Here is a 25,355-nt window from a genome sequence, read left to right as displayed (position 1 = left end):
GCGCCACCGACCTGGACACCGCGGTGGCCACCGGCCGCGCCGGGAACATCAGCCTGGGCTCCAGCGGCGCGGCGCCGGCCACCACCGGCGACGAAGCCAGGCGCAAGCAGGTCGAACTCGACGCCGACACCGTCGAGCACGACCTGGCCAAACTGGTACTGACCGTCGTCGAGCTGCTGCGTCAGCTCATGGAACGTCAGGCCCTGCGCCGGGTGGAGACCGGTGAACTCACCGAGGACCAGGAGGAGCGCATCGGTATGACGCTGATGCTGCTGGAGGACCGGATGGGCATCCTGCGCGAGAAGTTCGGGCTGAAGCCGGAGGACCTCAACATTGACCTGGGCCCGCTCGGCCCCCTCCTCCCGCGCGACTGAGACCCCCACCCGCGCCGCACGCGCGCAGCCCTCCCCGCAACGCAGGGAGGGCTGCGCGCCGCCGGGGCATGGAGAACCCGTCGCGAGGACCCCGCATACAGTCGCTTTCCCCCGAAGGGCCGAGGTGTTGTGACCAGCCGCTCCGACGACCGCAAGACCCGCATCACCATCCTGGTGGCGCTCGCCGCCAACCTCCTCATCGCCGCCGCCAAAGCGGTCGGCGGCGTGATCGCGTCCTCGCCCGCGCTGCTCTCCGAAGCCGCGCACTCCGTCGCCGACAGCATCAACGAGGTCTTCCTGCTGGCCGCACTGCGCCGCAGCCGACGCCCCGCGGACCGCCGGCACCCCTTCGGATACGGCAAGGAACGCTACTTCTGGTCCCTGCTCGCCGCCGTCGGCATCTTCGTGCTGGGCGCCGGCTTCTCCTTCTACCAGGGCGTCGCAGCGCTCAGCTCCCCCGCGGCCCGGGAGACCGGCACGGGCTACGTCGCCGGCCTCGTCGTGCTCGGCCTGGCCCTGCTCGCCGAGGGCACCTCGCTGGTGCGCGCCTTGTGGCAGGTCCGTCAGACGCCGGGCCGGAGCCTGGCCCAGGACCCGGCACTGCGCACCGTCGTCGCTGAGGACGGCACCGCCGTGGTGGGCGTGCTCATCGCGATGACCGGGATGATCCTCCACATGACCACCGGGCACGTCGGCTGGGAAGCGGCGGCCTCCCTCTGCATCGGTCTGCTCCTGGTGTACGTGGCCTACCGGCTCGGCTCCGACGCACGCGCCCAGCTCATCGGCGAGGCGGTCGACCCCGAGCTGCGCGACGGCATCCGCGAACTGCTCGACGAGCAGCCGGAGATCGACCGCGTGGCCTCGCTGCTCACCATGCGGCTGGGCCTCGACTCGACGCTGGTGGCGGCCCGCATCGACCTCCGGCCCGGCCTGGACAGCGAACGCGTCGAGCTGGTCTCGGAGCGCATCAAGCGGAGAATAGGGAGGACCTGGCCGGAGGCGGACCAGGTCTTCCTCGATGTGACGGAGGCGCCGACGGACATGGACGGCGAGGGAGAACTCGTACCGCGGCCCGAAGGAACTCGGCAGTAGCCGAGCGAACCCCTTTCGCGGAGGCGGGGAGAAACGGGCGAAGGGGAACCCCCACCGCAGGGCGGGGGTTCCCCTTCGCGTGACCACCGAGCCCTCGCGTGCCCCCGGAACGCCCACGAGGCCACCCGGCGCCGCACCTACAGGCTGTCGTTCAGTGCCGTCGGCAGCGGGCGGTACACCGTGAGCGCCTCGTCCGCCTTGTCCACGACGAACGCGGCCTGAGCACGGGCCACCTCGCCGTCGAACGCGAGCGGTGTGCCCGGCTCGACGCCCGCAACCCGCAGTCGGCGCATCCGGCCCGCCGCGTGGAACGCGGACCGGCTCAGCGGACCCGCGAGCGCCGCCAGCATCAGCCGCAACCCGGGCAACCGGCCCCCGTGCACCACCCGGACGTCCAGCAGCCCGTCCGCGAGGTCGAAGCGCCGACCCGGTGTGGGGCCCATCCGCTGGTACAGGCCGTTGCCCGCGAACAGCATCCACATCCCGCGCCGCTTGCCGCGCACCTCCGCCTCCAACGGCCGCTCCCCGCGCAGTACTTGGAAGGCGGCCAGCACGCCGGCGGGCCAGCCGCCGATGCGCGGCGACCAGTGCTCACGGATGCGGACCAGCTCCGGGTAGACGCCGAGACTGAAGGTGTTGAGGAAATAGCCGGGAGCGCCGTCCGGGTTCGGGCCCGGGGTGAACCGGCCCAGGTCGACCTTGACCGCGTCCCCGGCCGTCAGCGCACGGCAGGTGTCCTGCACGGTCTCTATGCCGAGGTCGTACGCGAAGTGGTTGAGGGTGCCGCCGGGGAACACGGCGAGCGGGATCCCCGCACGGGCGGCGGCCACCGCCGCCCGGTTGACGGTGCCGTCGCCGCCGCAGACGCCGAGCGCGCGGGCGCTCTTGACGGCCCGGTCGAGTTCGTCGCACAGGTCGTCGGGGTCCACCTCGCGCACCTCGGCGGCGGGCAGCCCCTCCCGTACCTGGGCCGCCTTGGCCGTGGCGCTGCCGGACGCCTTGTTGACGACGACGACCAGGTCCTTTCCGCCGGGCAGCCGGGGCGCGTCGGTGTGCGGCCGGCCGGGGGAGGGCAACTGGTCCCGGGTCGGCACCAGCCCGCGCACCGCGAACGCGGCGCCCACGCCGAGCGCCGCGCCGACCGCCACGTCGCTGGGGAAGTGCGCGCCCGTGTAGATCCGCGACAGCGCGACCGCGCCCGCCACCGGTGCCACGACCGCCCCCCATCCCTTCGACTCCAGCGCGACGCCCGTCGCGAAGGCCGCGGCGGACGCCGAGTGCCCCGAAGGGAAGGACGTGGTGATGGGCTGCCGCTTCAACTGCCGCATCATGGGCACGGCGTCCAGCACCGGCCGTATCCGGCGTACGGAACGCTTGCCGACGGTGTTGACGGTCGCCGAGGCCAGGGCGAGGGAGGCGACCCCGCGCATCGCGGCCCGCCGCGAGCGGGTGCTCTTGCCGACGGCGACGATCCCGGCCGCGGCGCCGAACCACAGCAACCCGTGGTTCGCGCTCTGGCTCAACCGGGGCAGCACCCGGTCCGCGCCCGGCCAGTGCCGCGAGGCGACGGCGTGGAACACGGCGTGGTCCCGCCTGGTCAGCCATTCGGCGACGCGGCGGCCGGGAGAGACGGAAACGTGCGAAGTGAGCTCGGACATGGCACCCGATTACCCGCCCCGCCGCCTCCGAACCTGCTTCGGGGTCGCGTGTGAGCCCTGCGGGGGACCGGGGTCTGCCCGCAGGGCTCGTACGGTGTCTCTCCACTCCCCGCGACTGCCGTGGCGTGCGGGGGGCTGTGCTCGTCCTTCAGGGAGCGTGCTCTGCGAGGATCTGGCCTCCGGTCAGCGCGCGCTCTTCGCGAACTCCGCGGTGAACGTCTCGCAGAACGCCTTCAGGTCGTCCGGCTTGCGGCTGGTGACGAGGGTGTTGGGGCCGCCCGTGCAGACCTTGACCTGCTCGTCCACCCAGGTGCCGCCCGCATTGGTGATGTCCGTGCGCAGGCTCGGCCACGACGTGAGGGTGCGGCCCGTCAGTACGTCGGCTTCGACCAGCGTCCAGGGGGCGTGACAGATCGCGGCGACCGGCTTGCCCGCGTCGAAGAAGGCCTTCACGAAGGCGACCGCGTCCGCGTCCATCCGCAGGGCGTCCGGATTGGCCACCCCGCCCGGCAGCACCAGGGCGCCGTACTCCTCGACGGAGGCGTCTCCGACCTCCTGGTCGACGGGGAACGTGTCGCCCTTGTCGAGGTGGTGGAAGCCCTGGACGGTGCCGGACGCCGTGGAGATCAGCCGGGGGGTGTCCCCGGCGGCGGTGACCGCCTCCCACGGCTCGGTCAGCTCGACCTGTTCGACACCCTCGGGAGCGGTGAGAAATGCGATGCGCATGCCGCGGTTCCTTTCTGCGTACTGCTGCCTGATTGCTGCACTGGCTGAATCGTGTGTGCGGTGTCTGTCTGCACCGTGTCTGCGGTGTGCGGTCCCTGCCCCGCGTCCCAGCACATCACCGATCTGCGGGGACCGCATCAGCTGGCGGGCGGGGCGTCCGGTCGCGGTACGGATCCCGTACTGCGCGCCGCCCGCACCCACCCTCGGCTCAGCGGGACCGACCGGCTTCCGGCACGGCGGCCACGGCGACGGCCTGGACGTTGTCGAACACGGCGTCCCCGGGCAGTGCGGCCACCGCTTCGCAGAGCCGGTCCGGGGCGTGGCCGTGCCGCAGCATCGAGACGACGCCGTCCCGGTCCGCGGGGAACTGCGTACGCCCCAGGTGCCTGGCCAGCTCGAAGCGCACCTTCTCGAATTCGCCCTCGGGACCGGGCCGGGGCATCGGATCCGAGGCGAGTTCGGGGTCGTCGTCCGCGACCGGCTCCGGGTCGTGCCACTCCTCGGTCCTGGTCGGGTGACCGGACCGCAGCAGGCCCTCCAGCTCGTGCTTCATCTCGTCGTCCTGACGCCGGCTGACGCGGTCGCTGCCTCGCTGCATGTGTGCCTCACTCCATGGTCTGTTCGGGGGTGAAATTCGCCTACCCGACACATGGCCGCCAAACGCCGCCCGCCGCCCCGATCCCAACTTCCCTCCACTCCAAGGAGTTTGCGGCCGACAGGGCGGGGGACTCGAATCGCGGTCGAGTGGCCACTGGGATAGGGATGGCTCCGGGCGCGGACCCGTACACCGTCAGGGACGGCGGTGGCGGACCCCGCGCCCGGAGTGCTGTGCGGGCGTCAGCCCGACCGTACGTACGACCCGCCCGGTAGCCCTCCACGCTTCCTGACGGACGGGGTTTACCGGCGGGCACCCGGGTCACCCGCAGGACACAGGCCCCTGCACAACCCGCTGCCGGGGGACGCAGATGGGCCCACAGGGAAGGACGGGGCCATGGCGCTGCTCGCCGTGCTGCTTCCCGTGTTCATGCTGGGCGTGGTCATCGCGCTCGGCCGTTACGAAGAAGTGCTGCTCACCCCAATGACGGAGGCGAAGGACCGTGAACCAGCCCCAGTCCGCCGAGCCCTCGGCAGCTGACCTGGTGAAACGGGCGACAGAACAGTTCTCCGAGCTCGTACGGGAAGAACTGCGGCTCGCCCGCGCCGAAATGAAGGACAAGGGAAAGAAGGCGGGCATCGGCGGCGGCCTCTACGGCGGCGCCGGCATCACCGCCTTCCTGGCCCTGCAGGCACTGGTCGCCACCGGGATCGCAGCCCTCGCCCTGGTGCTGCCCGTCTGGGCGAGCGGCCTGATCGTCACCGCGATCCTGGCCGCGCTCGCCGCGATACTGGCACTGGCCGGCCGGAAGAAGACCCGCAGCGCGGCACCGCTCGCACCGGAACAGGCCGCGGAGAACGTACGGGCCGACATTCAGGAGATCAAGGAGAGGGCACAGCGATGAAGGACGACGGCAGCGACCACAAGAACCAGGGAAGCGTCGAACCTTCCGAGGTCGAGGAGGCGCGCAAGGACGTCGCCGAGGCCCGGGAGCGGCTGGGGGAGACCGTCGAGGAACTGGCCGCCAAGGCCGACGTGAAGGCCCTCGCCCAGGAGAAGGCGGACGAGTTCAGGGCGCAGGCCCAGGAGAAGGCCGCCGAGGTCAGGATGCAGGCCCAGGAGAAGGCCGCGGACGCCAAGGTGCAGGCCCAGGTGATCGCGGTGCAGGCCCAGGAGAAGGCCGCCGAGGTCAAGGCCCACGTCCAGGACCGGGCCGCCGAGGTCGCGGCGGGGATCCAGCAGTACGCCCCCGAGCAGGTCCGCCGCAGCCCTGTGCCGTTCGCGGTGGGCATCGGCGCGGCGCTGGTGGTCGTCGCGCTGGTCGTGCGCCGCCGGGGGAGGAGTTGCTGACATGAGCAAGGGCAAGGTGCTGTACAAGCCCCTGGGCATGGCCTTCGGCATGGCGGGAGGTCTGCTCGCGGGCGCCGCGTTCCGCAAGACGTGGAAGCTCGCCACCGGCCAGGACGACGCCCCCGACGGGCTGGACCAGGAGCGCAGGTGGCGGGAGATCCTGCCCGCCGTGGCGGTGGAGGGTGCGATCTTCGCGGTGGTGCGCACCGCGGTGGAGCGCGGCGGCGCGACCGTCGTGCGCCGCATGACCGGCTACTGGCCGGACTGACCCGCCCGCGCGGGGCAGGACCCGCCATGCGGGACGAGGAAGTGGGGGCGGCCGGTACCGGCCGCCCCCACTCGTGTCTCGGCCGCGGCGGCCGGCCCCGCGACAGGAACCCCGTCCGGTGCGCCGAGTTCGGCAACCGGCTCCGCGGGCACGGCGGCCTCCGCTCCTGCCACTCCGTCATCTCCTTGTGCCCGGTTCCTCGTGCCGGGCCCCGATCAGTTCCGGCCGGTCTTCGGCCGATCCGCTACGGGTACCGGATCCGGCGCCCAGGAAACCCGTTTGGCTCCCCAGGACCAGGGCAGGCGGACCTCGTGCTTCGGACAGGAGGCACGTCCGTGGGAGTGGCAGTCGGCACTCCGGGCGTGTCGTGGCCACTCGGTCGACCGGGCGCCGGATCTCGACTCCCTTCGCACGGTGACCGCCCACCTTCTGCACCGTTCGAGGTTTCAGGGAGCACACATGCGTACTCAGCCCATGGGAAAGCACCCGCACGACGACGCACCCGACACGACGGCCGAGTTCCAGCGACTCGCCGGCCTGCCCGACGGCCCCGAGCGCGACCTGTTGAAGCAGGAGGTCGTCAACGCCTGGCTGCCGATGGCCGAACGCATCGCGGGCCGGTTCCGCAACCGCGGCGAGGCCCTGGAGGACCTGCGCCAAGTGGCCGCGCTCGGCCTCGTGAAGGCCGTCGACAGGTACGACCCGCAGCACGGGGCGGCCTTCGAGAGCTTCGCCGTTCCCACCATCACCGGTGAGATCAAGCGGCACTTCCGTGACCACATGTGGACCCTGCACGTGCCGCGCCGCGTCCAGGACCTGCGCAACCGGGTGCGCTCGGCCCATCATGAACTCGCGCAGACGATGGTGGGCCGCGCCCCGACCGTAGCCGAGGTCGCCGCCCAGGCCGGCCTGACCGAGGCGGAGGCCCTGTCGGGCCTGGAGGCCCTCGACTCCTTCACCGCACTGTCCTTGGACGCGGAACTGCCCGGCAGCGAGGACGGCTACTCGCTCATCGACGCGATCGGCGGCCCCGATCCGGCCCTCGAAACCGTCATCGACCGCGAAGCGGTGAAGCCGGGCCTGCAGCGGCTTCCCGAGCGGGAGCGGAAGATCCTGTACATGCGCTTCTTCCGTGACATGACGCAGAGCAGCATCGCGGAGGACCTGGGTCTGTCCCAGATGCACGTCTCCCGGCTGATCAGCAGGTGCTGCACTCAGCTGCGGGCACAGGCCATGAAGGAAGCGGCCTGATCCGAGGGGCTCCGCCATCGGACGGCGAGGACCGCTCGCGTCCGGTGGGGCCCGTCCGAGGACCCCGGGCGGACCGTGCGGCGACCGTGCGCGGGCGGGATCGGGACGGCGGTACGGCCGGGTCGCCGGGATGGCCGCGTGCGAGGCTGCCGGCTGCCGAGAGGGTGCGCGCCGGTCCGTCGGGTCACCGCGTGCCGGGCCGGTCATGTGGGGCGGGTGACCGTACGGGCCCTTCGGGTGGCCGTAAGCGCGTTCTGCCGAGCGGTGGTGTCCGTCGGGTGACCGTACGCGCCCCTCGGGTGGTCGTACACGCGCTCTTCCAACGGTGGTTTCCGCCCTGCGGCTCGGTGTCCGCGCCGTGAACCGAGTAGGTCCGGCAGTGTCGGCCTGCCCCGTCCGCCCTTCACGGCAGCGACGCGACCCGCGCCCGGGACGGCGCCGGCATGCCCGTCGAGGAGGGTTCTCGGGCTCGGTGTGTACGAGGTACGGGCCGCCGGAGTGGTCGACGGGTGACGCGCGCCAGGCGCGCAGGGCCCTGCCGTCGGAACATTCCGGCCGCACTCCACCGTCTCCGTCGCCCCTGGTCGCCCGGTCGCCCCGCCGCCCGACTCCGTCCCCGTGCGCCCGTCCCCCACCGCACATATAAAGGGCATGGGGCGTCCGCCCCCGCGATCCCCCGCACACCCGCCGTACGCCCGCCCCGGAAGAGAACTCACCCGAGAGGTCACCATGCGGACCCTCCCCGAGGACCACGGACGAGTCCGGCACGGCCCTCCGGCCCCCGCCCCGGGCCTGCCCGTCCTCCCGGAACTGGCAGCCCTCTTCGCCGCCGCCGCGCCCCGCACCGACCCCGAGCCCCCGGGCGGCTCCCGCGCCCTCCGCGAGGCCGCCGCCGCGCACTGGCTCCGCCAGGGTCTGGACGCGGACCCGCGTCACGTCGTCGCCGCCCCAGGCGCGCCCCAGCTGCTCTTCGCCCTGATGGCCGCCGCCGAGGGCGATGTTCTGCTGCCGCGGCCGTGCCCGGCGTGGTGGGCGCCACAGGCCCGCCTCCTGGGCAGCGTCCACGACCGCGCCCGCGCCGCCTACCACGTGCCCACTCCGGCGGAGTGCGGCGGCGTGCCCGACCCGTACGCCCTGCTGGAGACCGTCCGGCGGGTCCGCGTCGAGGGAGGCGACCCCCGGCTGCTGGTGCTGTCCGTGCCCGACGACCCGACCGCCACCGTCGCGCCGCCCGAGGTGGTGCACCAGGTGTGCGAGGCGGCCCTCGCGGAGGGGCTGTACGTCGTCAGCGACGAGACCTGGCGCGACACCGTCCACCGCGCCGCCCCCCACCAGCGCGACCGGCTCGCCCACCACCCCGCCCCGCATCCCCGCGAGCCGGTGTTCGTCGGCCCGGCCGAGATGTTCCCCGACCACGTGACCGTCCTGACCGACCTGGCCGGCGCGTACCTGCCCACCGCCTGGCCGGCCGCCGTCGCCCGGTTGCCGGACACCGCGCACGGGGAGTCCTGGCGCGCCCGCGCCCTCGACGTGCTCGCCGCGCTCGGGTCCGGCGTCGCGGCCCCGGTGGCCGAGGTGGCCGCGTACGCGCTCGGCGACCCCGGGCCCGTCGTGGCCCGCGCACGGGCCGCCGCCGCCCTGCACGCGCGCGTGCAGGGCGCCGTGCACCGCGCCGTCCTCGCCGCGGGAGCCCTGTCACGCCCGCCGACGGCCGGACGCCACCTGTACGTCGACCTCGACCCGCTGCGGGCGGGCCTCGCCGCCCGCGGCGTCACGGACGCGATGGAGCTGGAGGACCACCTCACCGATCGTCTGGGTTCCACCGTCCCCGGCGGGCACCGCTTCGGGGACCCGCTGGGCGCCCTGCGCGTACGCCTGTCCACCGCGCCCCTGCTCGGGACAACCCGGCAGCAGCGGATGGAGTCCCTCGTGGCACAGGACCCGCTCGAACTGCCGCACGTGGAAAGCACGGTGAACGAACTGGGTGCGGCCCTCGCCGAGCTGGGCTGATCCGACAGCCGTGCACGTCCCGCCCAACGGCTGGGCACGCCACCGAACGGAGCCTCTCGATGACGGAACAGACCGAACGCACCGATCCGCCAAAGCACCCCGGCAGCGGCGGGTCGGACCTGGTGGAACGATGTCGGCCCACCGTCCGTTCCCCTGTCACCCGCCCCCTCGGAGAGGTCCGCACCACCCCCTGGCCCCGCAGCTTCGCCGACCGCCTCACCGCCCCCCTGCCGGGTGTGAAGGCACTCGCCCGACTCGCCCGCGAGGGTGCCGTCCGGCCCGGCCGCGAAGGGCTGCGCGACATCGTCAGGCTGCCCTACGAGCCGGGCCCGCTGCCGGTGGCCGATACCGACACCGTCGCCGTCACCTGGGCCGGGCACGCCAGTTGGGTGGTGCGCATCGGCGGGCTCACCGTGCTCACCGACCCGGTCTGGTCCCGCAGGATCCTCGGTACGCCCGCCCGCGTCACCCCCGTCGGCGTCCGCTGGGAGGACCTGCCGCCCGTCGACGCCGTGGTCATCAGCCACAACCACTACGACCACCTGGACGCCCCCACCCTAAAGAGGCTGCCGCGCGACACGCCCCTGTTCGTCCCGGCCGGTCTCGCCAACTGGTGCCGCCGCCGCGGCTTCACCCGCGTCACGGAGCTGGACTGGTGGGAGGGCGTCGAGCTCAGCGGCGTGCGGCTGGACTTCGTGCCCGCGCACCACTGGAGCAAGCGCTCCCTCACCGACACCTGCCGCACCCTGTGGGGCGGCTGGGTCCTCGGCGACGGACGCGGCCGAAGCGTGTACTTCGCGGGTGACAGCGGATACGGCCACTGGTTCCGGGAGATCGGCGACCGCCACCCCGGGCTCGATCTCGCCCTGCTTCCCATCGGCGCCTACGACCCGCGGTGGTGGCTGCGCGACGTCCACATGGACCCGGAGGAAGCGGTACGGGCGTGCGCGGACGTCGGCGCGCGGAACATGGCCCCCATGCACTGGGGCACCTTCGTCCTCTCCGCCGAACCGGTGCTCGAACCGCTCACCCGTGTCCGCGCGGCCTGGGAGAGGACGGGCCGCCCGCGCGAAGAGCTCTGGGACGTGCCGGTCGGCTCCTCCCGCGTCCTCACCTAGGAACATGCACGGCCACAGGACCGCGGACCCGCGGCGGACCGCGCACTCGCAGCGGACCGGCTACGCACGCCGGGCCGCCTGCCCACGTCGGGCCGCGTCCTCGCGCGGGGCCGCCGCAGTGGGCCGGCCACCGGCGTGATCGCGTGCGGGACGTCAGCCCGTGGCCCCGCGCACCCGCCGCCACAGCGCCGGCGCCCCGCTGATCAGCAGCGTCACCGCGATCGCCGCCGCCACCCCCTCCCAGGGCCGGGCGAACAGGGCGCCGCCGAGGACCCCGACCAGTTGGTACGCGGCCGCCCACGCCAGGGCGGCCGGCACGTCCCCCCGGGCGAACCGGCTGATCGGCATCTTCGCCAGCAGACACGCCAGCATCACCGGTATCCGTCCCGCCGGAACGAGCCGCGACAGCGTCAGCACCTGGGAACGGTGCTCCTCCAACTTGCGCTGGGCCTGTTCGAGCCGGTGCTGCGGCGCCCGCTTGCGCAGCGCGTCCAGCCACTTCGACCCGTTCTTGGAACGCACCCCGCGCACCCCGAGCCAGTACAGCGTCAGGTCGCCCACGAAAGCGGCGAGTGCCGCGACCAGGAAGACCAGCAGCAGCGACACCGCCGGCACGCTCTGGTGCAGCGCGACCACCGCCGCCGTGCTCACCAGCGCACCCGTGGGCACCACCGGCACCAACGCACCCAGCACCACCAGGGCGAAGAGCGCCGGATAGCCCACCACCTGCTGCGTCGCCTCCGGCGGAACCGCCACCGCCCGCACGGCATCGTCGAACCACTGCTCGCCGAACCACTGCCCGGACGTCCGGTGCCCCGCCGCCCACCGCCCGGTCACGCGGGGCCCTCCGTCCGCACGCTCTCGCCGTGCTCCAGCCGGTGCACCGCCACCTCGGGCGCCAGTACGGCCGCCCTGCGCTCGAACTCGATGCCCGGGGTGTGGAATTCGTGCGGCCTGACCCCGTCCAGCCCGATCGGCCAGTACGTCCCGTAGTGGATCGGCACCCCGTGCCGCGGCTCCAGCGCGGCCAGGGCCTGCGCGGCCCGGTCCGCGTCCAGGTGCCCGGCTCCCAGATTCGGCCCCCAGCCGCCCACCGGCAGCAGCGCCGTGTCCACCGGACCGACCGCCTCCGCCATCCTGTCGTACAGCCCGGTGTCCCCGGCGAAATAGGTGGTGGACGCGCCTTCGACGACGTACCCCAGGGCGGGGCAGCGGTGCGGGCCCAGCGGCAGCCGCCGCCCGTCGTGCTCGGCGTGCACCGCCCGCACGGACAGCGCACCGACCCGTACGTGTTCGCCCGGAGCCACCTCGGCGGTACAGAACCTGCGCAGCCCCGGCACCTGGCGCACCGCGCCGCGCGGCACGACCACCAGGGTGCCGGGAGCCAGCCGGGCGAGCGACGGCAGATGCAGGTGGTCGGAGTGCAGATGGGAGACCAGCACGGCGTCGGCGTGCGCCGCACGCGCCGTGGGCAGGGCGCCCCGCCGTCGCCGCAGGTGCGCGAAGCGCCGTACGAACAGCGGATCGGTCAGCAGCCGCACCCCCGAGTCCTCGACCGTACAGGTGGCATGACCCCACCAAGTGACGACGGTGCCTGCGCTGTTCACGGGGTACGGGCTCCTTCCGGGACGTCCGGCCCACCCTACGGCGCACCGCGCGCCCCGTGCGCACGCCCTCCTCGCGGTGGGGGCGGGCGGAGTAGGGTCGTGCGGTGACGGCGGCGAAGGGGACGGGTCATGGACGGCGTACGGGCGGCCAACGCACAGGGCGGCGCCCAGGGCGACGAACGGGGTGAGGCACCGGACGGCGCGGGGAGCCACGCGTTACCGGACCGGGCGCGGGGCGACGTACGCGTGGCCGTCATCGCCAGCTTCACGCCGCTCGAAGAACTCGACGGCGACCCCTTCCTCGTGGACACCCGCAGCCAGTACGCGATGTGCGCCCGCTGGGCCGCCGACAAGGGGTACGTCGTCAGCCGTCAGCTCGTCCTGCACCGGCTGCCTCCCGACCACCACGCCCTGTGGGCCGACGTCGAAGCCGGGCACGTGGACTTCTTCGTGACCCCCAACGAACGCGTCCTGGCACGCGCCCTCGCCTCACCCGTCGACTTCTCCGCCCAGTGCGAGAGGCGCGGCGTGCGCCTGGAGACCGCCGGGCTGGACGAGCCGGTGTACAGCCCGTCGATGAAGGCCGGGGTCCACCGGCGGCTGTCCATGCCGACAGCCGGGTACGACGGCTGCTGATCCGGTTCGTCCAGCGCTCCCCGCCCCTGTGTCAGGCTTTGGTCGAAGGCCGAGGAGCCGGAGAACGGCACGGAGAGCGGCACGAGCAGCGGCACGCGCGGCACGAGCCGTGACGCGGCCGGGGACAGAGGCGGGTACGACGTGGTGGCCGAGAGACGAGTGCGCAGAGCGGGCGGCACGCTGCTGCGGGTGATCACCGTCTGGGCGGTGTCCACCCTCACCATGCTCGCCCTCGCCGGCATCCTCCCCGACTTCCAGCTCCAGCGCGACGACGACGAGAGCCTCACCGATGTCGCCCTCACCGCGGTCTGGGCGGCCGGCGCCTTCGGCCTGCTGTCCGCCCTCGTCTGGCCGATCGCCGTACGCGCGCTGCTGCTCGTGCCCGCACTCGTCCTGGGACTGCTGGTCTTCTTCCTCAACGGCTCGCTGCTGCTCGTCGCGCTCAGCGTCCTCCCGGACGGCAGCGGTGAGGCCGACCCGCGGACCGCCGTGGTCGTCGCCGCCGTGATGTCGGCCGTCGCCTCCGCCACGTCCACCGCCTTCGCGGTGCGCGACGACGAGGCGTACCGCCGCAGGCTCTCCCGGCTCGCCCAGCGCCGCCGCGGCGGGCGCCGCGACGAGGCCCGCCACGGCATGCCCGGCACCCTGTTCCTCCAGCTCGACGGCCTCGGCCACGACACCCTGCGCCACGCACTCGACAACGGCCTGCTGCCCACGGTCGCCGCCATGCTGGACGGCGAACACCCCAGCCACCGGCTCGCCCCCTGGCACACCGACTGGTCCAGCCAGACCGGCGCCAGTCAGCTCGGCATCCTGCACGGCTCCAACCACGACGTGCCGGCCTTCCGCTGGTACGAGAAGGACCGCGGCCGGACCATGGTGTGCTCCAGCCCGGCCAGCACCGCCGAGCTCCAGCACCGCGCCATAGAGCGCACCGGCGACGGCGGCCTCCTCACCTTCGACGGCGCGAGCCGCGGCAACCTCTTCTCCGGCGGCGCCGACCAGCTCGCCCTGGTGCTGTCCATCGCCGCCCGCCGCGGCCCCAGCAACCGCTCCCGCGCCGGGTACTTCGCGTACTTCTCCGACCCCGCCAACGCCGTCCGCACGGCCCTCTCCTTCGTCGCCGAGGTCGCCCGGGAGATCCACTCCTCCACCCGCTCCCGGCTCCGCAAGGAGACCCCGCGCGTCGGCCGCGGCGGCTTCTACCCCTTCATCCGCGCGTTCGCGACCGTCGTCGAACGGGACGTCGTGGTCGCCGCCGTCATGGGGGACATGCTCGCCGGACGCACCGCGATCTACGCCGACCTGGTCGCGTACGACGAGGTCGCCCACCACTCGGGCCCGCGCAGCCGGGACGCCCAGCGGGTCCTCAGACGCCTCGACCGCTCGATCGCCCTGATGGTCGAGGTCGCCGCACACGCCCCGCGCGCCTACCGCGTCGTCCTGCTCTCCGACCACGGGCAGAGTCCCGGCGAGACCTTCGAGGGACGCTACGGGCTGACCCTGCGCGACTACGTCCGCGCCAGCTGCGGCCTGCCCGTTCCGCGCCGCGCCCAGCGCAGCACGTCCGGCTCCGAGGCCCGCGACGTGGTCCGCACCGCGCTCCACCGGCCCGTCGCCGGTACGGAGGACGACCTGTCGCCCTCCACCGCACCGGCCTCCGACCCGATCGTCCTCGCCTCCGGCAACCTCGGCCTGATCAGCTTCCCCGACCTGCCGGGACGCGCCACCCGGGAGGAGATCGACCGCCGCCACCCCGCCCTGCTGCGCATGCTCGCCGGGCACCCCGGCATCGGATTCCTGCTGGTGCGCAGCGAGGAGTACGGGGCGGTGCTGCTCGGCGCGGGCGGCGCGGAGATCCCCCTGCCGGAACTCCACGACGGCGAGGGCCCGTTGCAGCCCTTCGACAAGGGCGCCGCCGACGCGATCCGGCGCACCGACGGCTTCCCGCACACCGCCGACATCATGGTCAACTCCGCGTACGACCCCGCGACCGGTGAGGTGCACGCCTTCGAGGAGCAGATCGGTTCGCACGGCGGTCTCGGCGGCGAACAGTCCCGACCCTTCCTCCTGTGGCCCGTCGCCCTCTCCGATCCGGTGCCCGAAGGGGAGGAGATCATCGGCGCGGAACGCGTTCACCAGGTCTTCCGCCGCTGGCTGCGGGAGAGCCAGGGCCCGCAGGTCCCGCTGGGGCCCGCGCAGATTTCCTTGCCCGCCGACCCGCCCGAAGGAGGTTTTCCCGCCGCAGACCGCGCCGTACAGGACGAAAACGCTTGATTTTGTGCATGCTTCCCCGTACCCGACCATGGCTGTCGCCCGGCGACCCTGGGCACTTCGTACGGCGAGAGGCACCACCCATGCACGACACCGGAACCGCTCCCCAGCCGGATCCGGCCGACACCGCCGACGGCCAGGGCAAGCACGCGCGGCGCTTCGGCCTGCCGGCCGCCACGGCCCTGGTGATGGGGAACATCATCGGCGGCGGAATCTTCCTGCTGCCCGCCTCCGTCGCCCCGTTCGGCACCATCAGCCTCGTCGCCTTCGGCGTCCTGACCCTGGGCGCGATCTGCCTCGCCCTGGTCTTCGGCAAGCTCGCGCAGCAGCACCCCAGGACGGGCGGCCCGTACGTCTACGCCCGCGCGGCCTTCGGCGACTTCGCCGGTTTCCTCGCCGCCTGGAGCTACTGGATCACCGCCTGGGTCTCCAACGCCGCGCTCGCCGTGGCCGCCGTCGGCTACCTGGACGTACTGGTCCCGCTCGGCGACTCCAGGTACGCGATGATGCTCGCCGCGCTGGTCATCCAGTGGCTGCCCGCCGCCGCGAACCTCGCGGGCACCCGCTACGTGGGCGCGGTCCAGGTCGTCGCCACCGTGCTGAAGTTCGCCCCGCTGCTGCTGGTCGCCCTCGGCGGCCTGTTCACCTTCGAGGCCGACAACATGGGCCCCTTCCAGGCGTCCGGCAGCGGAGCCGTCGGCGCCATCTCCGCCTCCGCCGCGATCCTGCTCTTCAGCTACCTGGGCGTGGAGTCCGCCGCCGTCAGCGCGGGGGAGGTCCGCGACCCGCGCCGCAACGTCGGCCGCGCCACCATCCTCGGCACCCTGGGGGCCGCGTTCGTCTACCTCCTGGGCACCCTGTCGGTCTTCGGCAACGTCCCGCACGACCGGCTGGTGGACTCCGGGGCGCCCTTCTCCGACGCCGTGAACCACATGTTCGGCGGCACCTGGGGCGGCACCGTCGTCGCCTGTGCCGCCGTGATTTCCATCCTGGGCGCCCTCAACGGCTGGACGCTGCTCAGCGCCCAGACCCCGTACGCCGCCGCCAGGGACGGCCTGTTCCCCGCCGTCTTCGCCACCAAGCGACGCGGCGTGCCGACGGTGGGCGTGCTCGTCACCGTCGTGCTGGCCTCACTCCTGACGGTCTACAACTACACCGCCGGCTCGCACGGCGTCTTCGAGATCCTGGTTCTGGTCACCACCTTCACGGCCACCGTGCCCTACCTCCTGGCCACCGCCGCCCAGCTGTACTTCCTCTTCTCCGGGCAGTCCGCGCGCGTCGACCGGGGCCGCCTGGTCCGCGACGGCGTCCTCGCCGCCCTCGCCGCCGCCTTCTCGATGTGGCTGGTCGCCGGTTCCGGCTACGCGGCCGTCTACCAGGGCGTGCTGTTCCTCTTCACCGGCGTCCTCGTGTACGCCTGCATGGCCGCGCACAAGAAGCGCGCGGCCCTGCGGGAACAGCACGCCACCCGGTGAACGGAACGCCGGACGCTCACGCGTCGGCCCGTTCGCGCAGAAACGCCGCGGTGGCCCGGTCCGCCGGGAGCAACGTCTCGATGGCCAGCTCGGCGACGGTCACGTCCATCGGGGTGTTGAAGGTCGAGATCGAGGACACGAACGACAGCACCTGCCCGTCGTGCTCGATCCGCAGCGGCAGCGCGAAGGGGGCGGTCGGCGGTCCGGCGGGCCGCTCCGCCCCCTCGTGGGCGGGCGGCAGCGGATACGCCGCCACCTCGTCGTACAGCGCCCGCAGCGGCGCGGACCTGGCCAGGGCTATCTGGCGCTCCATCTGGTGCAGCAGGTGCCCGCGCCACTCGGGCAGGTTGCGGATGCGCGGCGCGAGGCCCTCGGGGTGCAGGGTCAGGCGCATCGCGTTCAGCGGGGACGCGAGGAGGTGGCCCGCGACCCCGTCGAGGAGCATCCCGATGCCGCCGTTCGCGGCGACGACCCCGTACGTTCCGTCGACGACCAGCGCCGGGTAGGGCTCGTAGCCCTTGAGGAGCTGGTCGATGCCGGCGCGCAGGACGCCCATGGCGGGGTCGTCGAGCGGGGTTTCCCGGTACTGGGGGGCGTAACCGGCGGCCAGCAGGAGGTCGTTGCGCTCGCGCACCGGCACGTCCAGGTGCTCCGCGAGCTTCAGCACCATGTCGGGGCTGGGCCGGGAGCGGCCCGTCTCGATGAAACTGATGTGCCGGGCGGAGGAGTCGGCGCGCAGCGCGAGCTCCAGCTGACTCAGCCGCCGGGTCTCGCGCCAGTGGCGCAGCATCGCGCCAACCCGCTTCTCCATGAGGGTCGTTGTCATACGACGAAAGTAGCCGCAGTCGTCGTGGCACGATGTCCGGATGATCAACGACATACCTGACGTGGTGCCCGCCGGGCGGATGCGGAAGACGGCGCAGCCGGTGCTCGCGCTGCCGGGCGGCCTGGAGCTGCGCCCGTGGCGGACGGCGGACGCCCCGCAGCTCGTGGAGGCCCGCCGGGATCCGCAGATCCGCCAGTGGAACCGCCCGGCCGCGCTGTCGGTCGCGGAGGAGGAACAGCGGATCGAGAAGTGGGCCGAGCGGTGGCGGGACGAGGCGGCGGGCATCTGGGCGGTCGCGGAGCCCGGCGGAGGGGAGGCGGCTGGACTGGTGGGCCTCGGGGACGTCCAGCTGCGGCACGGGAGCGCCGAGATCCTCTACTGGCTGCTGCCCGCCGCACGCGGCCGGGGCGTCGCCGTCGAGGCGGCAGTACGGCTGACCGGCTGGGCGCTGGACGACCTCGGTCTGCACCGGGTGCGGCTGACCCACTCCACGGCCAACCCGGCGTCCTGCCGTGTCGCCGAGAAGGCCGGCTACGCGTACGAGGGAACCCTGCGCAGCGCCCTGCTGCACGCGGACGGCTGGCACGACGAGCACCTGCACGCACGCGTGCGTGGTGACGCGCTGCCCACGGTCTGAGTGACCGGGGGCGGTTGGTGGCAGGCTGTTCCCCAACGGATGACGCGTTCGACCGTACGGAAGGGAGTACAGCCATGGCCCCTGAGCCGCTGTCGCAGAAGGAGATCGAGGACCGGCTCCGCGAACTCCCCGGCTGGTCGCTCCAGGACGACAGGATCGCCCGCACCTACCGGCTCGGCTCGCACTTCGCGGCAGCCGCCATGGTCGTGCACGTGGCCGCCGTCCAGGAGGAGCTCGACCACCACTCGGACCTCGCGCTCGGATACCGCACCCTCGCCCTGTCGGTGAACACGCACAGCGTCGGCGGCGCGGTCACCGAGCTGGACTTCGCACTGGCCCGCCGCGTCGAGGACATCGCCTCGGGACACGGCGCGCACTGACGCGCGCCGGCGTCAGCGGGCTCCGGCCCCCGCGCCGAAGCCGGGGCGGGGTGCCGCGGCGAGCCACCGCGCGTAGGACTCGCTGCGGGCGACCGCCTCCCCGTACGCGGCGGCCGTGTACCCGGCGACCTCCCGCGCGGCCTCCGCGGAGGGGGCCGCCGGATGCCAGCCCAGCAGGTGCCGCCAGGTCAGCGGGGCTCCGGCCAGCGGTCTCGTCACGACCCCCGGGGCCGGCGGGAACGTGGCCCGGCACAGACCCACCGCCCGGCCCACCTGCACCAGATGGACGCAGGACGCGGTGTCCGTCTCGTACACCTGCGTCGGAGCGAACCCGGCCCGCGCGCACGCCGCGGTGAAGCAGTCCCCGAAACAGCCCTCTCCCGGCACGTCGGTCCAGCACTCCGCGGACAGCCGGGACAGCTCCAACTCCTCCTCGCCCGCCAGCGGGTGGCTCTGCGGCAGCATCACGAACACCGGATCCACCCCCACCGCCTCCCAGCTCAACCGGTCCGTCGCGGGCGGACGGCTCTCGCCGCAGGTGCCGATCAGGGCGTAGTCCAGCCGTCCCTCGATCAGCATGGTGCTGATCTCGGTCACCGACCAGGTGGTGTGCGTCGTGACCGGTACCGCGGGACGGGCCGTCGCCAGCTGGTCCACCAGGCCGCCGAGCAGCGGTCCGTGCGTCGCGCCCAGCCGGAACCGGTCGAGATGCGCCCAGGTATTGGCGAAACGGACGGCGTCCTCCTGCAGTTCCCGCACCGCGGGGAGCAGCACCCGGGCCCGGTCCAGCACCAGCTCGCCCAGCGGGGTCGGCCGGGACCCCGTGTGATCGCGGTCGAACAACGGCCCGCCCAGGGCGCGTTCGATGCGACGCAGCTGGGTGCTGAGCGCGGGCTGTGCGAGTCCGAGCGCGGCGGCGGCCTTGGTGAGGCTTCCGGCGTCGGCGATGGCCCGTACGGTCCGCAGGTGGCGCAACTCCAGGTCCATATCAGCAAGTTATGGGGAGCGGTTACGCCCGGCAATACGCGTGCGCGAGTTATGTGCGGGACGGACGGGGAAAGAGTGACGGAAGTGACCAAAGTGCCGAAGCCGGAGGTGCGACGCGGGCGGAGTCCGGCCCCCGAGCGTCCTCGTGGCCGGATCCGGCCACGAGGACGCTCGGGGGCCGTACGGGGCCGCGCCCCGAGCGCGACCCCGCACCCCTTCCCCGCCGGGGCCGGGCCGGGGGGCGGCCGGGGCGGCGCCTGCCGTACGAGGCCCGGCCCCCGTACCCGGCCCTCGTACCCGCCCCGTGTCGCCCCCTCGCCCCCCATCCCGAGCCCGGCCCCCGCCCGCGCCCGGTCAGGCCACCGCTCCCGCCCGCATGCGCCCGAGCCCGGTCAGGAGCCCGCTCCTGCCCACACCTCCTCCGCGAACGTCCGGAAGTCGCGGGCCTCCCGTCCCAGTACCCTGCGCACCCCGTCCGTCGTCGTCGCGTTGTGACCGTCCAGCAGGGTTCCGAAGAGGTTCGCCAGCCAGTGCGCCTCGGCCTCCGGCAGCCCGAAGCCCTGCAGTGCGGACGCGTACTGCTCCACCGTCACCGGCGCGTACCGCACCTCCCGGCCCGCCGCCCGGCCGATCTCCGCGGCCACCTCCGCGAAGGTGAGGAGGCGCGGACCCGTCACGTCGTACACCTCGCCCCCGTGGCCCGGCTCCGTCAGTGTCGCCACCACCACGTCCGCCAGGTCGTCCGCGTCCACCCACGGCTCGGCCTTGTCCCCGGCCGGGAAGGCGATCTCGCCGGCGGCGACGCCTTCGCCCATCGCGCCCTCGCTGAAGTTCTGCGCGAAGAACGCCGCCCGTACGACGGTCATGCCCGCGGGCGAGCCCCACGCCTCGCGCAGCGCGGACTCCGCCTCCACCGCCTCCGGTTCGCCCCTCCCCGACAGCAGGACCAGCCGCGTCACGCCCTTCTCCCGGGCCGTCCGGCCGAAGGTCCGCATGGCCTCCACCGCGCCCGGAGCCGCCAGGTCCGGGTAGTACGTCACGTACGCGGCGTCCGCGCCGGCCAGTGCCGGGCCCCAACTGCCCTCGTCCTCCCAGTCGAACCGGACCTCGCCCTTGCGGGATCCGGCCCGTACGTCGACACCCTGAGCGGCGAGCCGCTCCGCCACCCGTCGCCCGGTCTTGCCCGAGGCCGCCGTCACCAGCACCGTGTTGTTGTTCTGCTTCGTGTTCTCGCTCGTTGTCATGGCTCAAGCTTCGTCCGCCGCGGGTGGACGGAACATGCTCCACAGGCTCACTTCCCTACGCGTGCGTCCAACTTTCGCGAGCGGGGCTAGAGTTCCGGACATGGACGCTCTCGCCGGGCTTCTCGACGGGCCCCGTGCCCGCGGTGCCTTCCTCCTGCGGGCCGTGCTCGACCCGCCCTGGTCGATTCGCATCGAGGACCGGGCCCCGCTCACCCTCATGTGCATGACCCGCTCGACCGCGTGGGTCATGCCGGAGAGCGGCGACGCCGTTCTGCTGCGGCCGGGTGACCTCGCCGTCGCGCGCGGCCCCGACCCGTACGTCTGCGCCGACACCCCCTCCAGCCCCGTCCGGGCCAGGATCGGCCCCGGCGGGGTATGCCGTACGCAGTTCGGCACGCCGCTCGCCGAGTCCATGCAACTCGGGGTGCGGACCTGGGGGGACCGCGTCGACGGCGAGGCCGTGATGCTGATCGGGACGTACCAGCTGGGCGGCGAGGTCGGGCAGCGGCTGCTCGACGCGCTGCCGCCCCTCGCGTATCTGCCCTCCGAGAGGTGGAGCTGCCCGCTGATGCCCGTGCTGGAGGACGAGATCAGCCGGGACGAGCCCGGACAGAGTGTGTACCTGGACCGACTGCTGGACCTGTTGCTGATCGCCTCGCTGCGGGCCTGGTTCTCGCGGCCGGAGGCCGAGGCGCCCGCCTGGTACCGGGCGATGGGCGATCCGGTGGTGGGGCGGGTGCTCCGGCTGATGCAGAACGAGCCCGCCCGCCCCTGGACCGTCGCCTCCCTCGCCGCGGAGGCCGGAGTGTCCAGGGCCGGGCTCGCGCGCCGGTTCAGCGAGTTGGTGGGCGAGCCGCCGATGTCGTACCTCACCGAATGGCGGCTGTCGCTCGCCGCCGACCTGCTGCGCGGCTCCGACGCGACGGTGGAGTCGGTGGCCAGGAAGGTCGGCTACAGCGGATCGTTCGCGCTGAGCGCCGCCTTCAAGCGCGTGCGCGGCGTCAGCCCGCAGGAGCACCGGAGGGCTGCCGCGGGCTGACGCCCGTCACACGCCGGAAGCCGTCACGGCCTGGGCAGCCCGCACCCGGGACGGGTCAGGTCGATCCTGCTGCCCGCCACGATGCAGGGCACCATCTGGTATGTCTGCTGGCCGTAGTTGATGCCCCTGCGCACCGTTGTCCGGCCGGCCTCGTCGACCTCGCACGGGTTGTTGTCGGTGCAACGCCCGCCGCTCTCGTTGCCGGTGTTGTTGACCGCGACGACCTTGCCCGTGCCCGTGTCGAGCACCGGGGAGCCGGAGGTGCCCCCGATGGTGTTGCAGGCCGAGGTGTAGCGGACCGAGTCCTTCCAGGTCCAGGCGCCCTCCTTGAGGCGGTACGCGAACCCGTCGATGTTGCAGTTGTACGTCCTCTTCCAGTATCCGGAGACGACGCTGATGGCCGTCCCCTGGGCAGGACGCGCCGCGCTGAGCTCCAGCGCCTTGATCCCGTACTGGCTCTGTATCTGCGCGTACGTGCTGGTCAGCTGGTACAGCGCGACGTCCGTGTCGGTCATCGTGCCGTACGCGATCTTGCTGGCCCGCAGGGTGCCGACCTTCTGGGCGGCGCCGTTGAGGAGGGAGAAGGTGCGGGACGACGCCCTGTTGACGATGACCTGGCCGGCGGCGGGGAAACCGGTCTCCAGGCAGTGGCCGTTGGACATCACCAGGGCCGGGTCGTGGGGTTGCGAGGCGGCGGTGCGCACGACCGAGCCGGAACAGTTGCTCAGCGCGACCGTTCCGGCGAAGTCGACCGCCTGCGCGGCGACGGAGTCCTGGGCTTGCGGGCCGGCCGGTGCCGCGTTCGGGCTCGTGGCCGCGAAGGCGGGTACCGCGCCTGCCCCGAGGAGCAGGGTGGCGAGGAATGCGCCGACGAGAGGCTTCTTCATGTGGGGGTCCCCTCAGTGCCTTGTGTGACCGGGGTTGGGTGCCCCCGGTTGTCATGGGCATTGTTGGGGGAACCGTCGCGTTGGGCAAGGGGGCGTCCGTGGGACTGCTGTGCGCGTTGCGGGCCGGGGGACGCCCGGCCCGCAACGCGACGCGCGACGCCGCGGTGACCGCTACGACCTGTTCGTGGGCTCCGGCAGTCGGCATCCCCAACGGTCCAGGTCCACCCGGCTGTTGATGGTGATACAGCGGGCGATGCCGTACGTCTGCTGGCCGTAACTGATCTCATGGCGCACCGTCACCCGGCCCCGCCGATCGACCTCGCACGGGTTGTTGAGTGTGCAGCGCTCACCGTCGTTGTTGCCGGTGTTGTTGACCGCGACGACCTTGCCGGTGCGCCGGTCGATCACCGGGGAGCCGGACGTGCCGCCGATGGTGTCGCACTCCCGGGTGTAGCGGACCGAGTCCTTCCAGGTCCACTCGGCCTCCTTCAGCCGGTGCGCGAAACCGTCGATGCGACAGCCGTACGCCTTCTTCCAGTAGCCCGAGACGACCGCGATGGCCCGCCCCCGCTTCGGGTGTTGGGTGTCGAGCTCCAGCGCCTTGATGCCGTAGGTCTTCTCGATCTGGGCGTAGGTGCTGGTGAGCCGGTACAGCGAGACGTCCGTGTCGGTCATCGTCGCGTACGCCAGCTTGCTCGCGGTCAGCGTGCCGACCTTCCGGGCGTCGGCGTCGAGCAGGGCGAAGGTCCGCTGCGACGGCAGATCGACGACGACCTCGCCCGCCCCCGGCATGCCCCGCTCGGTGATGCAGTGGCCGTTGGACAGGATCAGGGCCGGGTCGTGCGGGCGGGACTGCGGCACGCGCACCACGGATCCCGAACAGTTGCTGAGCGCGACCGTTCCGGCGAAGTCCACGGGCTTCGGCCTGGGCTTCCGCGGGTACGGCGGCTGCGGGTACGCGGTGGCCGGAGCGTTTTGTGCCGACCGGGCGCCGGCTGTCGCCGCGTCCTCGCTCGTGGCGGCGAGCGCGGGTGCCGCGCCCGCGCCGAGCAGCGCGAGCGTGAGCGCGGCGCCGAGGCAGGGCTTTCGCATACGGGGGTCCCCCTCCAGTGACGGACGTCAGGAGGCATTCTTGGAGGGGGAGACGCACCGGGCAAGGGGGCGACCCGAGCGGCGGGGTGTGCTCCGCTCAACTCACCTGGAAGAACGATGGGTTGACTGCTGTCCCGGGCCAACGCCGGGCGCGAACACCTGACCGCGTCCTCGCCCGGCCGTCCCGAACGGGTGAAGGGTCCCGCCCGCATCGAACGCTCACTCGGCCGCAGCGGGCTCCAACCGCCACCACTGCGCGGGGGAGTCGGTGTCCTCCCACTGCTGGACGTCGGCCCCGTCCTCGGCGCTGCCGCCCGCCACTTCCAGCAGCAGTCCGCTGATCCAGCTGACCAGGGAGACCCGGCCCGGTGCGTCCGGGTGCCGCTCGACGATCCATTCCTGCGCGCCGAAGTTGTTGGCCCGCCACTGCTGGACACGGGCGCCGTTCTCGACGGAGGCGTTGGCGACGTCGAGCCGTTTGCCGGTCGCGCCGTTCACCACGTGGTGCAGTCCGCTGCCCTCGTGCACCGGACTCAGCAACCAGCGCTGGCCGGCGGCGCCCGAGTCCCTGCCCTGCTGCACACGGGTGCCACCGCGCGCTTCGAGGAGCAGACCGCTGCCCACGTTGCGCAGCAGGTACGTGCCCGGGGGCGGCGCCGGCGCTCCCGCGTCCTGGTGGGCCGTCAACGGCCGTCTCCGCCGGTGAAGCCGGGGGGTGCCGGACGGCTGCGAGCCGCGAGAAGGTCCGTGCACAGCAACCGGTCACGGTCGGGGTGGGGCAGGAGCATGACGGCGAGTCTACGACGGCTTTCGTACGGTGTCCGGCCGCGGCTCCCGGTATCGTGCGCCCGCCGCCGGCATGACGGACGAGTGGGCCGCCTCCGGATGTCCGGAGGCGGCCCACTCGTCCGCTGTGGCTGCTCAGCCGCCGAAGACCGCCGGGTCGGGGCCCAGACGCTTGCCCTCGTCCAGTGCGGCGAACGCCGCCATGTCGTCGGCGTCCAGCTCGAAGTCGAAGACGTCGTAGTTCTCCGCGATCCGCGACGGCGTCACGGACTTGGGGATCACCACGTTGCCCAGCTGGAGGTGCCAGCGCAGCACCGCCTGGGCCGGGGTCTTGCCGTGCTTGCGCGCCACGGCGACGACCGTCGGGACCTCCAGGAGGCCCTTGCCCTGGCCGAGCGGCGACCATGCCTCGGTGGCGATGGAGTGCCGCGCGTGGCAGGCGCGCGCCTCGGCCTGCTGGAGCTGCGGGTGCAGCTCGATCTGATTGACCACCGGAACGACCGAGGTCTCCGCGACCAGCGTTTCCAGGTGCTCCGGGAGGAAGTTGGAGACACCGATCGACTTGGCACGGCCGTCCGCGAGGATCTTCTCCATGGCCCTGTACGTGTCCACGAAGGTGCCCTTGGCGGGCAGCGGCCAGTGGATCAGGTACAGGTCGACGTAGTCCAGGCCGAGCTTGCCGAGCGACTCGTCGAAGGCGCGGAGGGTGGAGTCGTACCCCTGCTTGTCGTTCCACAGCTTGGTGGTGACGAACAGGTCCGCGCGCGGGATCCCGGAGGAGGCGAGGGCACGGCCCGTGCCCTCCTCGTTGCCGTAGATCGCGGCGGTGTCGATGCTGCGGTAGCCGGCCTCCAGGGCCGTGCTCACCGCGGCGGTGGCCTCGTCGTCCGGCACCTGCCAGACGCCGAATCCGAGCTGCGGCATTTCGACGCCGTTGTTGAGGGTCAGGGAGGGGGCCTTGCTCACGGGGAAATCGATCCTTACGTCGTCGTACGTCATCGGTGGGGCACCACTGTCAACGATCACCGTCCGGAACGCATTCC

27 protein-coding genes are annotated in these 25,355 nt (G+C 73.0%); 15 read left to right on the top strand and 12 right to left on the bottom strand.

The features are described 5' to 3' along the window. Positions 1 to 143: 143 nt before the first annotated feature. Together ACQPZG_RS06795 and ACQPZG_RS06790 are read left to right on the top strand one after the other, a co-directional pair. A complete protein-coding gene (locus tag ACQPZG_RS06795) occupies positions 144 to 374 on the top strand; it encodes a gas vesicle protein K (RefSeq protein ID WP_229923228.1) in 231 nt (76 codons plus the stop codon). Positions 375 to 503: 129 nt separating this feature from the next. Next, positions 504 to 1,466, top strand: a complete 963-nt coding sequence (locus tag ACQPZG_RS06790; RefSeq protein ID WP_433544921.1) for a cation diffusion facilitator family transporter — start codon at positions 504 to 506, stop codon at positions 1,464 to 1,466. 137 nt (positions 1,467 to 1,603) lie between these two features. Here the strand turns inward: ACQPZG_RS06790 and ACQPZG_RS06785 are convergent, their stop codons facing one another. The 3 genes from ACQPZG_RS06785 to ACQPZG_RS06775 all read right to left on the bottom strand — a co-directional run bounded on the left by ACQPZG_RS06785 (position 1,604) and on the right by ACQPZG_RS06775 (position 4,448). Further along, positions 1,604 to 3,124: a bifunctional phosphatase PAP2/diacylglycerol kinase family protein gene (locus ACQPZG_RS06785; protein ID WP_433544920.1), complete on the bottom strand. Its 1,521-nt coding sequence runs from the start codon at positions 3,122 to 3,124 to the stop codon at positions 1,604 to 1,606. A gap of 183 nt (positions 3,125 to 3,307) precedes the next feature. Then, entirely contained in the window at positions 3,308 to 3,850 is a 543-nt protein-coding gene (locus tag ACQPZG_RS06780; RefSeq protein ID WP_433544919.1) for a type 1 glutamine amidotransferase domain-containing protein, read from the bottom strand. A 208-nt stretch (positions 3,851 to 4,058) separates the two neighbouring features. Next, positions 4,059 to 4,448, bottom strand: a complete 390-nt coding sequence (locus ACQPZG_RS06775; RefSeq protein WP_433544918.1) for a DUF2795 domain-containing protein — start codon at positions 4,446 to 4,448, stop codon at positions 4,059 to 4,061. 393 nt (positions 4,449 to 4,841) lie between these two features. On the opposite strand from ACQPZG_RS06775, the gene ACQPZG_RS06770 reads away from it, so the two are divergent. The 7 genes from ACQPZG_RS06770 to ACQPZG_RS06740 all read left to right on the top strand — a co-directional run bounded on the left by ACQPZG_RS06770 (position 4,842) and on the right by ACQPZG_RS06740 (position 10,442). Then, positions 4,842 to 4,985 (top strand): hypothetical protein, encoded by a 144-nt coding sequence (locus ACQPZG_RS06770; protein ID WP_433544917.1) that lies wholly within the window; start codon positions 4,842 to 4,844, stop codon positions 4,983 to 4,985. Further along, complete coding sequence (locus tag ACQPZG_RS06765; protein WP_433544916.1) at positions 4,948 to 5,349, top strand: phage holin family protein; 402 nt, start codon at positions 4,948 to 4,950, stop codon at positions 5,347 to 5,349. The genes ACQPZG_RS06770 and ACQPZG_RS06765 overlap by 38 nt, the downstream gene beginning before the upstream one ends. Next, positions 5,346 to 5,795 (top strand): DUF3618 domain-containing protein, encoded by a 450-nt coding sequence (locus ACQPZG_RS06760; RefSeq protein WP_433544915.1) that lies wholly within the window; start codon positions 5,346 to 5,348, stop codon positions 5,793 to 5,795. Before ACQPZG_RS06765 ends, ACQPZG_RS06760 begins: the two co-directional genes overlap by 4 nt. Position 5,796: 1 nt before the next feature. Beyond that, positions 5,797 to 6,063 carry a DUF4235 domain-containing protein gene (locus ACQPZG_RS06755; RefSeq protein ID WP_433544914.1) on the top strand — a complete coding sequence of 89 codons (267 nt, stop codon included), beginning with the start codon at positions 5,797 to 5,799 and terminating at the stop codon, positions 6,061 to 6,063. A gap of 459 nt (positions 6,064 to 6,522) precedes the next feature. Beyond that, the gene (locus ACQPZG_RS06750) at positions 6,523 to 7,314 is read left to right on the top strand and encodes an RNA polymerase sigma factor SigF (RefSeq protein WP_433544913.1); all 792 of its coding nucleotides are present in this window, start codon (positions 6,523 to 6,525) and stop codon (positions 7,312 to 7,314) included. Positions 7,315 to 8,043: 729 nt separating this feature from the next. Beyond that, positions 8,044 to 9,324, top strand: coding sequence for an aminotransferase class I/II-fold pyridoxal phosphate-dependent enzyme (locus tag ACQPZG_RS06745; RefSeq protein ID WP_433544912.1), 1,281 nt, complete (start codon positions 8,044 to 8,046; stop codon positions 9,322 to 9,324). A gap of 59 nt (positions 9,325 to 9,383) precedes the next feature. Then, on the top strand, positions 9,384 to 10,442 hold the full coding sequence (locus ACQPZG_RS06740; RefSeq protein ID WP_433544911.1) for an MBL fold metallo-hydrolase: 1,059 nt from the start codon (positions 9,384 to 9,386) through the stop codon (positions 10,440 to 10,442). Positions 10,443 to 10,595: 153 nt separating this feature from the next. Here ACQPZG_RS06740 and ACQPZG_RS06735 read toward each other — a convergent pair whose 3' ends face one another. Together ACQPZG_RS06735 and ACQPZG_RS06730 are read right to left on the bottom strand one after the other, a co-directional pair. Further along, on the bottom strand, positions 10,596 to 11,207 hold the full coding sequence (locus ACQPZG_RS06735; protein WP_433549288.1) for a DedA family protein: 612 nt from the start codon (positions 11,205 to 11,207) through the stop codon (positions 10,596 to 10,598). A 68-nt stretch (positions 11,208 to 11,275) separates the two neighbouring features. Beyond that, a complete protein-coding gene (locus ACQPZG_RS06730) occupies positions 11,276 to 12,049 on the bottom strand; it encodes an MBL fold metallo-hydrolase (protein ID WP_433544910.1) in 774 nt (257 codons plus the stop codon). 246 nt (positions 12,050 to 12,295) lie between these two features. Here ACQPZG_RS06730 and ACQPZG_RS06725 point away from each other — a divergent pair, with 246 nt between their 5' ends. From ACQPZG_RS06725 to ACQPZG_RS06715, 3 genes are all read left to right on the top strand, one after another. After that, positions 12,296 to 12,685: a hypothetical protein gene (locus ACQPZG_RS06725; RefSeq protein WP_433549287.1), complete on the top strand. Its 390-nt coding sequence runs from the start codon at positions 12,296 to 12,298 to the stop codon at positions 12,683 to 12,685. A gap of 144 nt (positions 12,686 to 12,829) precedes the next feature. Beyond that, positions 12,830 to 14,962 (top strand): phage holin family protein, encoded by a 2,133-nt coding sequence (locus ACQPZG_RS06720; RefSeq protein WP_433544909.1) that lies wholly within the window; start codon positions 12,830 to 12,832, stop codon positions 14,960 to 14,962. Positions 14,963 to 15,042: 80 nt separating this feature from the next. Then, positions 15,043 to 16,434, top strand: coding sequence for an amino acid permease (locus tag ACQPZG_RS06715; RefSeq protein WP_433544908.1), 1,392 nt, complete (start codon positions 15,043 to 15,045; stop codon positions 16,432 to 16,434). Between the two features lie 16 nt (positions 16,435 to 16,450). Here the strand turns inward: ACQPZG_RS06715 and ACQPZG_RS06710 are convergent, their stop codons facing one another. Next, complete coding sequence (locus tag ACQPZG_RS06710) at positions 16,451 to 17,260, bottom strand: helix-turn-helix domain-containing protein (RefSeq protein WP_433544907.1); 810 nt, start codon at positions 17,258 to 17,260, stop codon at positions 16,451 to 16,453. A gap of 40 nt (positions 17,261 to 17,300) precedes the next feature. Here ACQPZG_RS06710 and ACQPZG_RS06705 point away from each other — a divergent pair, with 40 nt between their 5' ends. Together ACQPZG_RS06705 and ACQPZG_RS06700 are read left to right on the top strand one after the other, a co-directional pair. Further along, on the top strand, positions 17,301 to 17,897 hold the full coding sequence (locus ACQPZG_RS06705) for a GNAT family N-acetyltransferase (RefSeq protein ID WP_433544906.1): 597 nt from the start codon (positions 17,301 to 17,303) through the stop codon (positions 17,895 to 17,897). A 74-nt stretch (positions 17,898 to 17,971) separates the two neighbouring features. After that, positions 17,972 to 18,277 (top strand): 4a-hydroxytetrahydrobiopterin dehydratase, encoded by a 306-nt coding sequence (locus ACQPZG_RS06700; RefSeq protein ID WP_433544905.1) that lies wholly within the window; start codon positions 17,972 to 17,974, stop codon positions 18,275 to 18,277. A 12-nt stretch (positions 18,278 to 18,289) separates the two neighbouring features. On the opposite strand, the gene ACQPZG_RS06695 is transcribed toward ACQPZG_RS06700, so the two are convergent. Together ACQPZG_RS06695 and ACQPZG_RS06690 are read right to left on the bottom strand one after the other, a co-directional pair. After that, a complete protein-coding gene (locus tag ACQPZG_RS06695) occupies positions 18,290 to 19,264 on the bottom strand; it encodes a LysR family transcriptional regulator (RefSeq protein ID WP_433544904.1) in 975 nt (324 codons plus the stop codon). 392 nt (positions 19,265 to 19,656) lie between these two features. Further along, positions 19,657 to 20,508, bottom strand: a complete 852-nt coding sequence (locus tag ACQPZG_RS06690; protein WP_433544903.1) for an NmrA family transcriptional regulator — start codon at positions 20,506 to 20,508, stop codon at positions 19,657 to 19,659. A gap of 100 nt (positions 20,509 to 20,608) precedes the next feature. Here ACQPZG_RS06690 and ACQPZG_RS06685 point away from each other — a divergent pair, with 100 nt between their 5' ends. Next, the gene (locus ACQPZG_RS06685; protein WP_433544902.1) at positions 20,609 to 21,547 is read left to right on the top strand and encodes a cupin domain-containing protein; all 939 of its coding nucleotides are present in this window, start codon (positions 20,609 to 20,611) and stop codon (positions 21,545 to 21,547) included. 23 nt (positions 21,548 to 21,570) lie between these two features. On the opposite strand, the gene ACQPZG_RS06680 is transcribed toward ACQPZG_RS06685, so the two are convergent. The 4 genes from ACQPZG_RS06680 to ACQPZG_RS06665 all read right to left on the bottom strand — a co-directional run bounded on the left by ACQPZG_RS06680 (position 21,571) and on the right by ACQPZG_RS06665 (position 25,278). Beyond that, positions 21,571 to 22,434 (bottom strand): S1 family peptidase, encoded by an 864-nt coding sequence (locus tag ACQPZG_RS06680; RefSeq protein WP_433544901.1) that lies wholly within the window; start codon positions 22,432 to 22,434, stop codon positions 21,571 to 21,573. A gap of 171 nt (positions 22,435 to 22,605) precedes the next feature. Beyond that, on the bottom strand, positions 22,606 to 23,526 hold the full coding sequence (locus tag ACQPZG_RS06675) for a trypsin-like serine peptidase (protein ID WP_433544900.1): 921 nt from the start codon (positions 23,524 to 23,526) through the stop codon (positions 22,606 to 22,608). 219 nt (positions 23,527 to 23,745) lie between these two features. Next, entirely contained in the window at positions 23,746 to 24,213 is a 468-nt protein-coding gene (locus ACQPZG_RS06670; protein WP_433544899.1) for an RICIN domain-containing protein, read from the bottom strand. A gap of 234 nt (positions 24,214 to 24,447) precedes the next feature. Further along, positions 24,448 to 25,278 (bottom strand): aldo/keto reductase, encoded by an 831-nt coding sequence (locus ACQPZG_RS06665; protein ID WP_433544898.1) that lies wholly within the window; start codon positions 25,276 to 25,278, stop codon positions 24,448 to 24,450. Positions 25,279 to 25,355: the final 77 nt, after the last annotated feature.

The organism is Streptomyces sp. CA-294286 (assembly GCF_050947155.1).
In the GTDB taxonomy this organism is placed as follows: Bacteria; Actinomycetota; Actinomycetes; order Streptomycetales; family Streptomycetaceae; genus Streptomyces.
The sequence above is the reverse complement of the archived record's forward strand: the minus strand, read 5'-3'. Positions and strand labels throughout refer to the sequence as shown.

Excerpts from the sequence above, each read along its gene's own strand:
- ACQPZG_RS06785 (WP_433544920.1), bottom strand. The coding sequence starts at position 3,124 with ATGTCCGAGCTCACTTCGCACGTTTCCGTCTCTCCCGGCCGCCGCGTC.
- ACQPZG_RS06780 (WP_433544919.1), bottom strand. The coding sequence starts at position 3,850 with ATGCGCATCGCATTTCTCACCGCTCCCGAGGGTGTCGAACAGGTCGAG.
- ACQPZG_RS06775 (WP_433544918.1), bottom strand. The coding sequence starts at position 4,448 with ATGCAGCGAGGCAGCGACCGCGTCAGCCGGCGTCAGGACGACGAGATG.
- ACQPZG_RS06770 (WP_433544917.1), top strand. The coding sequence starts at position 4,842 with ATGGCGCTGCTCGCCGTGCTGCTTCCCGTGTTCATGCTGGGCGTGGTC.
- ACQPZG_RS06760 (WP_433544915.1), top strand. The coding sequence starts at position 5,346 with ATGAAGGACGACGGCAGCGACCACAAGAACCAGGGAAGCGTCGAACCT.
- ACQPZG_RS06755 (WP_433544914.1), top strand. The coding sequence starts at position 5,797 with ATGAGCAAGGGCAAGGTGCTGTACAAGCCCCTGGGCATGGCCTTCGGC.
- ACQPZG_RS06750 (WP_433544913.1), top strand. The coding sequence starts at position 6,523 with ATGCGTACTCAGCCCATGGGAAAGCACCCGCACGACGACGCACCCGAC.
- ACQPZG_RS06745 (WP_433544912.1), top strand. The coding sequence starts at position 8,044 with ATGCGGACCCTCCCCGAGGACCACGGACGAGTCCGGCACGGCCCTCCG.
- ACQPZG_RS06740 (WP_433544911.1), top strand. The coding sequence starts at position 9,384 with ATGACGGAACAGACCGAACGCACCGATCCGCCAAAGCACCCCGGCAGC.
- ACQPZG_RS06715 (WP_433544908.1), top strand. The coding sequence starts at position 15,043 with ATGCACGACACCGGAACCGCTCCCCAGCCGGATCCGGCCGACACCGCC.
- ACQPZG_RS06710 (WP_433544907.1), bottom strand. The coding sequence starts at position 17,260 with ATGACAACGACCCTCATGGAGAAGCGGGTTGGCGCGATGCTGCGCCAC.
- ACQPZG_RS06705 (WP_433544906.1), top strand. The coding sequence starts at position 17,301 with ATGATCAACGACATACCTGACGTGGTGCCCGCCGGGCGGATGCGGAAG.
- ACQPZG_RS06700 (WP_433544905.1), top strand. The coding sequence starts at position 17,972 with ATGGCCCCTGAGCCGCTGTCGCAGAAGGAGATCGAGGACCGGCTCCGC.
- ACQPZG_RS06695 (WP_433544904.1), bottom strand. The coding sequence starts at position 19,264 with ATGGACCTGGAGTTGCGCCACCTGCGGACCGTACGGGCCATCGCCGAC.
- ACQPZG_RS06690 (WP_433544903.1), bottom strand. The coding sequence starts at position 20,508 with ATGACAACGAGCGAGAACACGAAGCAGAACAACAACACGGTGCTGGTG.
- ACQPZG_RS06685 (WP_433544902.1), top strand. The coding sequence starts at position 20,609 with ATGGACGCTCTCGCCGGGCTTCTCGACGGGCCCCGTGCCCGCGGTGCC.
- ACQPZG_RS06680 (WP_433544901.1), bottom strand. The coding sequence starts at position 22,434 with ATGAAGAAGCCTCTCGTCGGCGCATTCCTCGCCACCCTGCTCCTCGGG.
- ACQPZG_RS06675 (WP_433544900.1), bottom strand. The coding sequence starts at position 23,526 with ATGCGAAAGCCCTGCCTCGGCGCCGCGCTCACGCTCGCGCTGCTCGGC.